Origin of the sequence: Rhizobium sp. NFR07 (assembly GCF_900111905.1) — a bacterium.
Lineage (GTDB): Bacteria > Pseudomonadota > Alphaproteobacteria > Rhizobiales > Rhizobiaceae > Neorhizobium.
In genome coordinates, this window is sequence record NZ_FOKM01000015.1 from 13,820 (window position 1) to 27,451 (window position 13,632).

Consider the following 13,632-nt stretch of genomic DNA (forward strand, 5'->3'; position numbering starts at 1 on the left):
TGTCACCGCGAGTGTCCATTTCCGTCGTTCAGCAACCAGCCCGGATATTCGACTGGCAGACGACTGACCGCATCGAGCTTCGCCATGTCGCTATCGTCCAGCTCAATCGATGCGGACCGAATGTTTTCCTGCAATTGCTCGACGCGCTTTGCACCGACGATGACCGTCGAGACAATGCTTTGCTTCAGCAACCAGGCGATCGCGATCTGCGCCGGGCTAGCGCCGTGTTTCTCCGCGACGGCTTTAAGGATCGCGATCAGGGGCTCTCCCCGGATGCGATCGATGGGTGGAAAATCCAATTGCGTCTGTCGGCCGCCTGCTGCGTTACCACCGGCGGAGTACTTTCCGGTGAGATAGCCGCCGGCAAGTGGACTCCACACCATGAGGCCAACACGTTCCGATGAGAGCAGCGGGCCAATCTCGCGTTCCAGATCGCGCCCGACAAGCGTATAATATGCCTGCAGTGACGTTACGGGCGCGAGGGCTCTGGCGCGTGTTATCCCGATCGCCTTCATGATCTGCCATGCGGCCCAGTTCGACAGGCCGATGTAGCGGACGTCCCCGGCTCGGACGAGTGTGTCGAGCGCTTCCAGCGTCTCCTCGATCGGTGTAGCGGAATCGAATGCGTGGATCTGATATAGGTCGATGTGGTCCAGACCAAGCCGGCCGAGGCTTGCCTTGCATTCGGAGATAATGTGTCCCCGCGAAGCGCCGCGATGGTTTGGTCCGTCACCCATGGCAGACGCGACTTTCGTGGCAATCACGACATCCCTGCGCGACACACCAAGGTTCTTCAGCGAGCGCCCCAGTATTTCTTCACTGCGTCCGTGCGCATATACATTTGCGGTATCGAAGAGGTTGATGCCAGCGTCGAGAGCGGCCTTGACCAGTACATCGGCATCCTCCTGACCCAGTCTTCCCACCTTGCCCCATAATCCGTCCGTTCCGCCGAACGTCATGGCGCCGAAGCACAATTCCGACACGAACAACCCGCTCTCACCGAGCTTGCGCATTTGCATGATGTGGTCCTTTTTCTGATGTTCGCCGATGTGGGGCGCGGTCTCGTTGAGGGCATTTCCGTACGGCTTGCGCTTACGGACGGCTCGACACTCGTTGCGAATGCCGGGCCGTCTGGGACATCTCAACCAATGAGCTGCCGCTCACCCGTTCTTGCCGCAAGCTCGACGGCCGCAATCAGACGGCTATTATGGCGGGCATGGTCGAACCCGGGAGTGGTGTATGTACCGTTCGTCAGATCGCGCCCCAGGGACGCATACACCTCTCCGACATTGATAGCGGCGCCCGCCCAGAAATCGGCCGCGGTCGGGCCGACGCCAGTCGCTACAGGCGTATCGGGCGCAATGAACTCGAGGTTCGAAGAGAGTTTGATGTCTCCGACCTGTACACCTGCCAGATGATTGCCGGTCAGCTTCAGCCAGCCTTTGGAACCACGGATCTCGAAATTAAAACTCGCTTCATCTGCAGGTACGCCAGCCAGAATCTGAACGGACACAGGCGCACCGCTTGCCGTCTTAGCGATCAGATCGAGATGATCCGGAATCTCTCGCTTTGAAGTCTCGCCTTTATCGACGATCTCGATCTCCGGCCAGAGCAACTCCGTGCGCGCATCGACCTCCACAATGTTGCCGAGCACAGCCTCGATGACGTCGAGCACGTGCCCCGCCGTGATCGTCATGAAGCTGGCGCCAGAAGCGGCCTTGTTGAAATAGTCGTACATACTCGGAGATTGCGGACCGTAGCCGAACGTGGTTGCGCCGACACGGGCCGACATCAAGCGACCGAGCTTTCCTGACGCGACCAGTTCCGCCGCACGTCGGACGGCAGGATTATGCCGGCCTTGCAGGCCGATCGCGGTATGCAAAGACCCGACTGCTACGGCCATCTCGTTTGTTTCCGCCAGCGTTGCGCCCAGAGGCGCTTCGCAATAGACGGCCTTACCCGCGTGCAAGGCGGCCATCACGAGATCCTTGTGCGCCGGCACCTTCACGGCGACCGTGATGACGTCAATGGTTTTGTCGCTAATCATCGCGTAGGGATCGGCAAACCAGAGTTCTGCGCCGAATGCTTCGGCCGCCGCCTTGGCGCTTTCCTCGCGTCGGGTCGCCACCGCCGCTAGCGTTAGGTGAGGTTGTGACGCTAGGGCGGGCACGTGCGATGCGCCCGCCCAGCTTGCGTGAGTGTCTGCTCCGATAATACCCACACGAAATTTTTTATCCGCCATCTGCGATGCTCCAAATCACGTTGCTGGACGCGAACCCGCGCCTTGGGTCAGAGGTATCCGACCCTCGGCACTGCGGTGAAATCGATAAATGGTATGCGTAAGCATCCACACCATGGATATCGCCTACCGCGCGGGCAGCCATACCGCTGACAAAAGCAAGACCGCTCCGACTGCCGCTGTTGCGCTCAAGAGCAATCGGTCAGGCGACGACACAGACGGAGGATGCCAGCGTGTTCCTGTTGGCCGCTTGATGCCGGCAGGCGGATCGACCGTGTCTGCACCTGCGCTCGGCGCTGCTTTCTGCCGGTGAATTTCCGCCAGCTTATGGCGCACACGAATTGTAAGGAGCACAGCCAGATAGAGTGCCGTTATGAGAGACAACACCGCTGCCAAGCGCAAGGCGTTCTGATGGGCAAGGACCCAATCTTTGGAATTAGTCACGGTGGTGTCGATATATGTCCCGAACAAAGCATGGCCGGAGAGAGCGCCTATTGAATTGACTGCTCCAAACAGGACGATGAAACTCAAGAGTTCTCGGGTCCCTTTCTGCAGCGCGCTGGTGATGCCGAACACCAGTGCCGGCCCGAGAAAGAACATGGCTGAGAATGAAATCGCCGCCTGGGACAGATAAAGTCGCGGCAGATGATCAAGGCCCGTAGCAGAGCTGTCGACAAATGCCGCGGCAGCGATTGCGGTGACGGCCAGCATCATAGGCATCACCAATTTTTCGACATTCACCGTGACTGCGCTCACGATCACGCCAGAAATCGAACTGGCAAGGATGACAAGAGAAAGAGCTCTGAGGTCTTCGCCGCTGCCTCCCAGCGCCTTCAGGAACCCGGTTGCAACATTTTGTTCCGCAAGGACTATCCGCGCCATGAAAATTGCGAGAGCAAACCGGGCTATATCACCGCTCCCAAGCCAGCGCAGGTTAAGGAGAGGTACGGTTCGACCGTCCTCCAGCATCAGCGCCGTGACGAGCATCGGAAGTGCGAGTGACAGAAACACGAGGATCCATCGGGTCTCGAACCATCCTTCCAGCCGCCCAAGCCCCAACACTGCTGCAATCAGGGCGAGGCTCCCGCCCACAAGCAGGAAGGTGAGGAAATCCAGAGGCTCGAACACTCGCTGTTGCTCGGCGGGTGGCAGTCGGAATGCCCCGACGGCGGCGAAAGATAAAACGGCAAGACCCGCTTCGACCAGAAATATCGACTGCCAATGCGAGCCCGCAGACAGCCATGGCGAGATGACGCTTGCGAGCGGCAACGCGCATTGCGAGATACCAAGTCCAAGTATCGCCCCCCTGACGCGCCAACGGCCCGGAAGGACCTGCGTCACGTAGAAAAGGCACAACGGGGTCAACGCCGCCGCGACAAAGCCGCTTGCAGCCCTGACGGCGAGTGTGAGCCAGTGATCTGCGGTCAACAGATAGGTGAGCGAGAGGAGAGCATAGAGGCCAAGGGCAATCAGCGTGAATACACGCAGGCCATATTGCTGGCGGAACTTGATCAGCAGCAGATTGGCGGAAATATTGGTCATGACATAGGCCGTTGGCAGCCATGCCGCCTGAACGGCGCTCAACTCCAAGCCCGTTCGCAGCTCCGCGATGTTGACTATAACCAGCGCGTTGCCCAGCCCGCCCGTTAGACCCACAAGAATTGCGACGAAGGTATAGGCAATCCGCAGCGACAGGGCATGTTCCGGTGTCGCTGGCGACCCCGCGACCATTGGTCTTTCATGCTCGGGAAAGTCCCATGCCTCCTCACGGAAAAAGCTGCCAACTCGTCGCGTCAGTTTCATCATCGTGCTCTCTTGTTGGATTGACGGCATCAATCCGCCGCAGTCTAACCCAACTCCGGTCGCCTGGGGCGTTGCTGGTTTGGCAACATAAGGTTCGAACTATCGCGACTTGTTGCGAGCCGTCATTCGCTCAAAATCAGTGACATCATTCGAGGCGCCCTTCATTCGTAATAGAGCGGATGGGCGTAATCCTTAACTTCAGGAGGCAAAGATGCTTCACAGGTCCATCAACAGGATTACGACGACACCGCCTCTCGGGCCCGGTTTCGCAGGCGAGCGGCACAAGGCGGCCCTCGTCGTCGCGCCGGGAGATTTTTCCGCAACCGATCCGTTCTTCTTGATGGCGGATGACCATGTGACGGGAGAGGGGCAGTTCGGCGAGGCCCACCCTCATGCCGGCCTGGAAACTGTCACGTTCATGCTTCACGGCACCATGGGGGATGCCGGCGGATGCTTGGCCGAAGGCGACGTGGAATGGATGACTGCCGGAAGCGGCATCGTCCATTCGGAAGATGCACGGGTCTCTGCGGGTATGCGTCTGTTTCAGCTATGGCTAGTTCTTCCCGACCGGAAGCGCAATATGGCGCCGAGGGTGCAGATCCTGAGACGTGACGAAATGCCGGTCCATCGCGGCGACGGCTTCGAAGCGACCGTTTACAGTGGTCGTTCCGCAGGGATCATCGCATCGACGAAGAATGCCGTGCCTGTAACCTTGGTCGAAATTCGGCTTGAGGCAGGCGCCGCGTTTGAGCAGGTTCTGCCGTCATCATATAATGGCTTCTTCGTGGTCATCGCAGGCGAAATCGAGGCAGGCACCGGGGCAACGGCTCTAACTACGGATAAGGTCGGTTGGACCAATCCGCTGGCAACTGACGGTGAAAGCGCCATGAGGCTGAAGGCGGGTGAGAATGGCGCGCGCGTGCTTGTGTATGCAGGCCAACCGCAAAAAATCCATGTCGTGGCACAAGGCCCATTTATCGCAGGCTCCAAAGAGGAGCTTGCCGGCTACTATGCCGCATACCGCCAAGGCAAATTTCCGAATGCCGGCACGATGCGACCTGTCTGATCTGACTGTCCAGCTGCCATGAAACCACAAAGGGTTTCGTTATCAGCAACCCGGCGTTCCGCCATTGCTGTCTTTAGCCGTTCGACAGCACGGATATGTTTGCGAACAGCAGGCCCGCAAACGGGTTGAGAAACAAGCCGCTTCACCACCGCTCGTCCAAAACTCAAGCGGATCGGATCAAGCCTTCCGAACATGGATCGCCGCCGGTCCGTGAGCGGGATCACTCGTCCCAGTATCCGAAATCAGCCCAGGAGGAACAGATGATCCAATCAGCGACCGCAGCCGTACTGGAAGAAAAAAATGGGCCCTTCATTCTTCGTGAAGTAAAACTTGAGGCCCCGCGCCCCGACGAAGTGCTCATTCGCATGGTTGCTACGGGCATTTGCGCAACCGATGCGCATGTCAGGCAACAGCTCATGCCGACGCCGCTCCCCGCTATCCTCGGCCATGAGGGCGCCGGCATCGTCGAACGTGTCGGATCGACCGTATCGCATCTCAAGCCTGGCGATCATGTCGTTCTTTCCTATCACTCCTGTGGCCACTGCAAACCCTGCATGTCTTCCCATGCAGCCTATTGCGATCATGTCTGGGAAACAAATTTCGCCGGCACCAGGCTCGATGGAACGATCGGCGTGGCAGCGCCCGACGGAAACAGGCTCCATGCGCATTTCTTTGGTCAGTCCTCATTCTCCACCTATGCGCTCGCTCATCAGCGCAATGCCGTCAAGGTCCCGGACGATGTTCCGCTCGAACTGCTCGGGCCGCTCGGTTGCGGGTTTCAGACCGGAGCCGGCTCGGTCTTGAAGGCGCTCAAAGTGCCGGTCGGTGCTTCGATCGCGATCTTCGGAGTAGGGGCGGTGGGACTGGCTGCAATCATGGCTGCCAAGGTCGCCGATGCGGCAATCATCATCGCCATCGATGTCAATACCGAACGGCTGAAGCTCGCTAACGAACTCGGCGCGACACATTGCGTCAACCCGCTTGAGCAAACCGATGTAGCTGCGGCGATCAGGGATATCACCTCTCGCGGCGTCGAATACGTTCTCGACACGAGCGGGCGGAAGGAGAACCTCGATGCCGGCATCGGCGCTCTTGCTCCGATGGGGCAGTTCGGTTTCGTCGCCTTCAATGACCATTCGGGCGCGGTCGTCGATGCCTCCCGGCTCACGGTAGGGCAAAGCCTCATCGGGATTATCCAGGGCGATGCAATTTCCGGGCTGATGATTCCGGAACTGATCGGTCTTTATCGAAGCGGCCGTTTCCCGTTCGATAGGCTGCTCGCCTTCTACGACTTCGCCGATATCAATGAGGCATTTGAAGATGTCGCGGCAGGGCGCGCGATCAAGGCCGTCCTGCGCTTTCCCCCTCAAGCCGCTTAATAACCCACTTTCTTTCGATATCGCAAACATCATGGAGGATTGATCACATGTGCGACCGACACCAGAAGCTGATCAGAGCGACCGACGAGCCCAACTTTTTCGGGATCGACCATTACGGCTTTCCGGAGGCCGGGGAACACCCCGCTGATCCGCCGGGATATTATCCCGAGTATTTCTCTTCTGAACGCTTCCAGCGGCTCGGCTACCATGTCGAAGAGCTTCGCGGCGGTTTCTACTGGGTCACCAGCGGCGGCTACGACGCGGCCTTCGTCGTGACCAGCGACGGTGTCGTCGCCATCGACGCACCGCCAACGATCGGCGAAAACATGCTGGCCGCGATCGAGGACGTCACGGACAAACCGGTAACGCATCTGATCTACAGCCACTGGCACACCGATCACATCGGCGCCGCCTCTGTTTTCGGCCCGAATGTCGAGATCATCGCGCACGACATCACCAAGGAGTTGCTGGAGCGGTTCCCCGACCCGAACCGACCGGTGCCAACCGTGACATTCGACAAGGATCATCTGCTTGTCGTCGGCGGGGTGACGCTCGAACTGTCCTACAAAGGCGAGAACCACTGCCCCGGCAACATCTTCATTTATGCGCCGGCGCAAAAGGTACTGACCGTCATCGACATCGTCAGCCCCGGCAGCGCCACCTTCATGCATTGCGACGCATCGCAGAATATTACCGGCTGGTACGAAGCCCAGAAGCAACTGATGGAATACGAGTTCGATTTCCTCGTGGCCGGCCATCACATGAAATACGGGACGCCGGAAACGGTCGCAGCTTCAATCGAGTATTTCCAGGACGTCCTCGACGGAGCACAGGCAGCCGTGGATCGATTCAGCCGGTCGGATGCGCTCGTCAGCATCCTGGAGGGCGCCGGCTGGGACCAGGTGTTTTCCGGGACCGAGAACTGGATCAATTCGATGGCCAATTTTGCCACGAAATATGTCCTGGAAAGGAAGAGCAGCAATGGCCAGCTCTGGTCGGAGCGGCTTGCGGGCGTGACGACCCAGACGAAATATCACGCCTATACCGTGCTGGAGTCGATCCGCCTGGAAAGGCCGCGGCCGAACTACCGCCTGCGCGGCGAAAATCCGCCGCCGTTCCTAACCTGAACCGGGATCGTCCTCCGGCACACCTCGAAATCGAGTGGGCACGGCATTACCCCGTTGTGTCCGGAGGCCGCCCATGAGCGCGGGACGGATCTCGCGCGCCCTTGCAACATCAGAAAGGCAAGTCAATGACGACGTTTTCCGCAAACAACTGGATCGACGGCATCTTTGTCTCGTCTTCCAAACGCGGCCGCTCCATCGATCCGGCGACATATGAGACGATCGGAGATTATCCGGACGATGGCGGAGCGGCTACGCACTCTGCCATCGAAGCCGCGAAACGCGCGTTCCGCGAAACCGCCTGGCGCGACGATGCCGAGCTTCGTGCAAGGGTGCTCGATCAGATGGCATCGGCAATCGAGCGAAATCGCGAACGCCTGATCGAAATCCTCTCGCTTGAGAACGGCAAACTGCTCGGCGAGGCGGCGCTGGAGATCGACGGTGGTCCGAGCAAGCTTCGATACTGGGCTGCCATGGCGCGTACGGAGGCAGGGCGGGCGACATTGCCCAAGCCCGGCAGTCTCTCCGTGATACTGCGCCAGCCGATGGGAGTGGCGGGGATCATCGTCCCTTGGAATTCTCCCGTCATATTGTCGGTTCGTTCATTCGCTCCAGCGCTCGCCGCCGGCTGCACGGTCGTCGTCAAAATGCCTGGTCAAACGGCGCAGGTCGCCAGTGTTCTAACCGAGGTCCTTGCGGAAGCGGCAGACCTGCCGGAAGGCGTCGTGAACATGTTCGTTGAGAGCGGTTCGGACGGCGCTGCGCTTCTGGTTGAAAGTCCCGACGTGCCGACGATCAGCTTCACTGGAAGCACACAGACCGGGCGAACCATCGGAGCCATCGGTGCGAAGAGAATGAAGCGGTTCGGGCTGGAACTCGGCGGCAAGGCTCCGATGATCGTATTCGATGACGCTGATATCGCAGCCATACTGCCTGTTCTTGAAAAGGCTCTCACCATCTTTGCTGGTCAGTTCTGCATGACCGGCTCGCGGCTGCTCGTGCAGAGTTCAATCTATGAACGGGTCCGCCACGGCCTCGCCGAAAGGCTGCGTGCTGTCAAAGTCGGACCGGCATCCGACCCGGCGAGCGATATGGGGCCACTCATCGACAAGGAGAACGTGGCCCGTGTCGACAACGTGGTGAAAAATGCGCTGTCGCAGGGTGCAACTGTGGTCGTTCGAGGAGGTCCAGTGACAGAAGGCCCGTTGGCGAAAGGTGCTTTTTTCCGTCCTTCGATGCTGGAGGTATCCGACAACAGCCTGCCAGTCGTGCAGCAGGAAACATTCGGTCCTGTGATAACCATACAGCGGTTCTCAGATGAGCGGGAAGCCGTCGTGCTGGCAAACGATAACGATTATGGCCTGTCCGCCTCGATCTGGACGCGGGACGTGGATCGCTCGTTGCGGGTCGCACAGGCGCTTGAAGCGGGAAGCGTGTTCGTCAACGACTGGGCCAAGGTGTATAACGGGACGGAGGAGGGTGGCTTCAAGCAATCCGGTCTCGGGAGGCTGAACGGCGTTGCCGCAATCGAGGACTTTATCGAGTACAAGCACATCGCTCTTAAGCCGGGTTTGTTGCGATAAAAGGAGCCAGTTGGTCAGAAGGTGTGCTTCCTTTAAGGCAGCGCATCGATTGCTGGAGCTTCAATTGAAATTCGCATTCGGTCTTCCGGCGTAATCTCCACTTAATGTTACCAATCCAGTTTGGCTGACCGATGCAGACATCTGACAAAATTGGTCGGCATCTCCTCTGATTGTATACAGCAACTTCCGAGAGGATAATGATTTGCAAGACAAGGTCGACGCTTTGATGCAGGCGGAAAGAACGATGATGGATGCGATACATGCAGCCATCATCCAGGCGGCAAAGGAATCGGAGGCTGCATTTCAGCCACTTGGACCACCAACCACCGCCCAAGCCTACTTCGTGGATGCCGCCATGCGTCAGCTGTTTTTGCACCTGTGTGGTGCGAATGCGGACACGGCCAAGGGTGGTGATCCAGACCACGCCTGGGAAATACTCTATTTGGGGCGCGGCACGGCGCGCTATTGGGAAAAAGAACGCGGAATTCGGTCGAGACGCCGAAAGGCAGAGAGCCATGCGGAGCTCGAAATAGAGAGACGCGAGAAATCTGCCCTTGCGCAAAGCGCTCGGGAGTTCGCAACCGACACTGTTATCCGCGCACTGGTCGAACATGCCAGCATTTCCGACCCCGATCTGCGCGATCGTATAGCGGCCTCCGTCAAGCCGCGTGTCAGCGTCACCGATCCACTTTCGCAAGTCGGGCAGGAATTCCGCGATTTGGCTAAGGTTTCGCTCGCCCGCCTTATCGGAAAAGTCACTTGAAAACCTTCTGCAATAGGTTGCAGTTGCCCCCGCTCTCCAATGACCGCATCTGGCCTTGCGGTTTCCATCGCAGGTCGTGTCGTTGAAAGAACGGCGAGAGGATCGCCGCCGGTCGCCTTCCGGGCAAATGACCGTAAAGGCGGACCATCGTGGCCACTATCAGCAGCGAAACGCTCGGATCCATGGCAGCGCCAACCGCTTTCTAAGGCTCAGGCTCGTCGCTCGAGAGGGTGCCTCGTCTTTAGCATCCCGTCGTCATATCGACCTTGAAGGACCGCGAACGCATCAGATTTCACGTTCGAACTTCTCATACAAGAAGTTCACCAGCGCGCGCACGCGAGCAATACCCGCGCGGGCGGGCGGCATCAGTATGTGCAGATCTGCTCCCGCGTGATTATAGCCAGGAACCACCTCCTCGAGGTCGCCGCTGGCGAGCGACTCTTGCACCATGAAGACGGGCAGAACCACGATACCAAGTCCGCCGCGCGCGGCGGCAAGCATCATTTGACCATTGTCTGTGCGAAACTGTGAGTTCACGCGGACTTGTTCCCACCCATCCGGGCCATGAAAACGCCAGCCGAGCGTATCAAAGGAGTAGAGGATCGCGTTATGCGCCGCCAGTTCAGCAGGCTTTGAGGGGCGCCCTCTTGCTTTCAGGTAGGAAGGACTAGCGACGACAGCCCAGCGGACCTTTGCAAGCTTGCGCGTAATTAGCACGGAATCAGTGATACTTCCGATCCTTACCGCCAAGTCATACGCCTCGGCTACAAGATCCGGCTGACGATCTTCAAAGCGTACATCAAAGTGAATCCGCGGATGGAGCAGGGCGAACTCTGCCAGCAGTGGAGCGAGACAGAACTCTCCGAAAGCTACGGGAACGGAAACTCTGACCTGACCGGATGCTTCGGTCGTTGACCTCACGACCATTTCCTGCGCGGACTCTAACTCGGCCAGCCCAGAAGCTGCTCGCACATGATACTCGCGGCCAACATCTGTGAGAGCTGTTCCCTTCTGGGAACGTGTGAGGAGTGTTGCCCCTAGAAAATTTTCTAGACGACTGATGCGGCGACTGACGATCGATTTGGCAATCCCCAAACGGCTGGCCGCACCCGCGATACTACCTGTTTCGACCACCCGAATGAAAGAGATTAGGTCCAAGATCTCAACGGACTCGGGTTCCGCCATCAACAACACACCGCCCCAGTAATTGCAGCCACTGCAACACGAGGCATGAAATATTGTCAAGTTCCCAATTCGCTCCGCGGTCGTACCAATGAACTTCAGCAACACGAAAGGGCCGAGCCGAATTAAAGGACCGAGCGAGTTACAGTATTGGTGAAGATCACTCTCAACCGCCGCGATAGGAGACGAGGTTGAGCCGGCATTATGGGCGACTTTGGGAGGGGAGGGTGCCACCCGCCTCGGAACTCTGCCGCATTAGCCACCCGAACTTTATCCACGCGATAAGGTCGTGCCGAGGTCGTTCGTAATTCCGCAACGACGGGTTTCGCCTTGACGGGCTATTGCGTCGGCGATCCAGGCCTCATGCTTGTTTCCACAGAAAACCAGGAGATTAAATTGGAGCTGCCAAACGAAAAATCCGCCAGCAGCAGTATGGTGGCGCAACTTCTTGCAAAACGTCGGACGCAGTATTCACTTGGCAAAAACATCGTGCTTCCCGACGAGGAGATCGATGCACTTATTCGCGAGGCGGTTCGCCTATCACCCTCGGCGTTCAACTCGCAGAGTTCACGGGTTGTGATCCTGCATCGCGACGAAAATCAAAAACTTTGGGATATTGTGAAGTCGGAGTTAAGTCATATCGTCGAAGGCGAAGCTAAGAAGCATTCCTTTAGAAAGATCGACAGCTTCGCAGCTGGAGCAGGCGCTGTTCTTTTCTTCGAGGATCGGAATGTGATCAGGATCTTACAAGATCAGTGGCCGCTATACGCTGATCATTTCCCAGATTGGTCAGAGCAAGCATCTGGGATGGCTCAATTTTCGGTCTGGATCGCGCTCGCGTGCATCGGAATTGGGGCTAGTCTTCAGCACTATAACCCGCTGGTTGACGCAAAGATCAAAAGGCATTGGAACATACCTGAGACCTGGAGATTACGCGCGCAGATGCCGTTCGGCTCCAACGAGGCGCCTTTTCCCGCAAAGACAGTCATCTCCGATAGTGACCGTTTTCGAAGCTTCTTTCGCTAGAGCTACGGAAGAAAGACGGATGCCTCTAGTGTATCCATTGGGTTAGGTGAATTGAAACGTAGATCCAAGGTTCAAATCCCTTCAAAAATAATGATTTTTCACAATGACCAGCGTACCCGCCGTTCATCTTCATTCTCTGAGATGCATCAGCGCTACTTTGGCCGAATTGACTTTTACGTTCGAGCTTGGACGTTGCATAGCGCAGTTCCATAAAAACAATTATGCAATCTTAGATTGATATATGATATAGATGCACTCCTAGGAGGAGATCCGTATGATCTGTCCCACCTGACCTTTACGGAGTAAAATATGCAACATTGGCTCGACAAGCTGACAGATCTCGCAGCACTTCGCGGCGATGAAACCATCCTGAAGGACGCCCTGAGCCACCTTGCCGAGCAGGCGGGCTTTGGCGGTTACGCGTATTTATACATTCGACCAGGTCACACCGTCGCCGCATCCAATTATCACCCCGAATGGCGGGCTCTTTATTTCAAACGGAAGTTCGAGGCGGTCGACCCCATCGTTAACCGCGCCAAGTCGCTAAAGCAGGCGTTCTCATGGAGCGGCGAATTGGAGCGAAAGCGTCTTTCAAAGAAAGAGCGCGACTTCTTCGATCGCGCTGCCGATTTTGGCATTCGCTCTGGAATTACCATTCCGATCAGGGCGGCGAATGGCTCCACCTCCATGTTCACGCTCGCTTCAGGCATGACGGAAATCCAACTTGAGCGCGAGATCAATCCGGTGGCAGCAGCGGCGGCGGTGGGCCAACTTCATACCCGAATGTCGTTGTTGCCACTGACGCCGACGGAGCAACACCCGGGATGGCTTGACCCCAAAGAGGCTGCCTATCTGAACTGGATCGCCGTCGGCAAGACCATGGACGAAGCCGCCGACCTGGAGGGGGTCAAGTACAATTCCGTGAAAAGCAAAATCGAAGAAACCCGCAAGCGGCTTCAAGTCCATACCATGCCGCATCTTGTGGCGCTGGCTATCCGCGCCGGCCTGATTTAGCCGCCAGGATCAGTTAGTCGACACCTTCGGAATATAACCGAGAAGCTCAACCAGCGTGTTCAACGCGCTCATCTGCGCGTGCATCTCAATCATGGCTTCAATGTATTCCAGGTGCTGTGCGCCACCCGCAGCCTTACCGATCTTATAGTCCTGCGGGAGAGCCTGAAACAGTTGATCCGCCTTCTCCAAGAGCTGCCTGTGAAGCCGGATGGCATTCACTGCTAAAAGCTCCATATCCGGGGCCGGCAGTCCGCGCGTCAGCCCGATCACCGGGCGTAGTTCGCTTGACGCGGACGCGCTAAAATCATTCGAAGTCATCGGCGATCCAACCCTGGAAATTTGTCCGCGGTGCGCCCCCGCAAACGTTAATCCCTGAACCCAAGCCGGGGGTTGGAAACTGTGTGCACAGTCCTGCGACCTTTAGCACCGAGGCACCTGGACATACGTCACAGG

The 13,632-nt window shown here is 57.7% G+C and carries 12 protein-coding genes; 7 read left to right on the forward strand and 5 right to left on the reverse strand.

The window, feature by feature from the left end; all coding sequences use genetic code 11:
- Positions 1–2: 2 nt before the first annotated feature.
- The 3 genes from BM216_RS25635 to BM216_RS25650 form a co-directional block, all read right to left on the reverse strand.
- Positions 3–1,019 carry an aldo/keto reductase gene (locus BM216_RS25635; protein WP_093002060.1) on the reverse strand — a complete coding sequence of 339 codons (1,017 nt, stop codon included), beginning with the start codon at positions 1,017–1,019 and terminating at the stop codon, positions 3–5.
- 122 nt (positions 1,020–1,141) lie between these two features.
- Entirely contained in the window at positions 1,142–2,242 is a 1,101-nt protein-coding gene (locus tag BM216_RS25640; protein ID WP_093002061.1) for a Gfo/Idh/MocA family protein, read from the reverse strand.
- Between the two features lie 123 nt (positions 2,243–2,365).
- Complete coding sequence (locus tag BM216_RS25650; protein ID WP_244530328.1) at positions 2,366–4,045, reverse strand: MFS transporter; 1,680 nt, start codon at positions 4,043–4,045, stop codon at positions 2,366–2,368.
- A gap of 208 nt (positions 4,046–4,253) precedes the next feature.
- On the opposite strand from BM216_RS25650, the gene BM216_RS25655 reads away from it, so the two are divergent.
- From BM216_RS25655 to BM216_RS25675, 5 genes are all read left to right on the forward strand, one after another.
- Positions 4,254–5,108: a pirin family protein gene (locus BM216_RS25655; protein ID WP_093002063.1), complete on the forward strand. Its 855-nt coding sequence runs from the start codon at positions 4,254–4,256 to the stop codon at positions 5,106–5,108.
- A gap of 260 nt (positions 5,109–5,368) precedes the next feature.
- Positions 5,369–6,487 carry an NAD(P)-dependent alcohol dehydrogenase gene (locus tag BM216_RS25660; RefSeq protein ID WP_093002064.1) on the forward strand — a complete coding sequence of 373 codons (1,119 nt, stop codon included), beginning with the start codon at positions 5,369–5,371 and terminating at the stop codon, positions 6,485–6,487.
- A 47-nt stretch (positions 6,488–6,534) separates the two neighbouring features.
- Positions 6,535–7,614, forward strand: coding sequence for an MBL fold metallo-hydrolase (locus BM216_RS25665; RefSeq protein WP_093002065.1), 1,080 nt, complete (start codon positions 6,535–6,537; stop codon positions 7,612–7,614).
- Between the two features lie 125 nt (positions 7,615–7,739).
- Positions 7,740–9,194 (forward strand): aldehyde dehydrogenase family protein, encoded by a 1,455-nt coding sequence (locus BM216_RS25670; RefSeq protein ID WP_093002066.1) that lies wholly within the window; start codon positions 7,740–7,742, stop codon positions 9,192–9,194.
- 202 nt (positions 9,195–9,396) lie between these two features.
- Positions 9,397–9,957, forward strand: coding sequence for a hypothetical protein (locus tag BM216_RS25675; RefSeq protein ID WP_244530329.1), 561 nt, complete (start codon positions 9,397–9,399; stop codon positions 9,955–9,957).
- Between the two features lie 285 nt (positions 9,958–10,242).
- Here BM216_RS25675 and BM216_RS25680 read toward each other — a convergent pair whose 3' ends face one another.
- Entirely contained in the window at positions 10,243–11,142 is a 900-nt protein-coding gene (locus BM216_RS25680) for a LysR family transcriptional regulator (RefSeq protein WP_093002067.1), read from the reverse strand.
- Positions 11,143–11,571: 429 nt separating this feature from the next.
- Here BM216_RS25680 and BM216_RS25685 point away from each other — a divergent pair, with 429 nt between their 5' ends.
- Both BM216_RS25685 and traR read left to right on the forward strand, forming a co-directional pair.
- Positions 11,572–12,165, forward strand: a complete 594-nt coding sequence (locus tag BM216_RS25685; RefSeq protein ID WP_093002207.1) for a nitroreductase family protein — start codon at positions 11,572–11,574, stop codon at positions 12,163–12,165.
- A gap of 309 nt (positions 12,166–12,474) precedes the next feature.
- Entirely contained in the window at positions 12,475–13,179 is a 705-nt protein-coding gene (gene traR / locus BM216_RS25690; RefSeq protein WP_093002068.1) for an autoinducer-binding transcriptional regulator TraR, read from the forward strand.
- A gap of 9 nt (positions 13,180–13,188) precedes the next feature.
- Here traR and BM216_RS25695 read toward each other — a convergent pair whose 3' ends face one another.
- The gene (locus BM216_RS25695; RefSeq protein ID WP_093002069.1) at positions 13,189–13,497 is read right to left on the reverse strand and encodes a transcriptional repressor TraM; all 309 of its coding nucleotides are present in this window, start codon (positions 13,495–13,497) and stop codon (positions 13,189–13,191) included.
- Positions 13,498–13,632 lie beyond the last annotated feature (135 nt).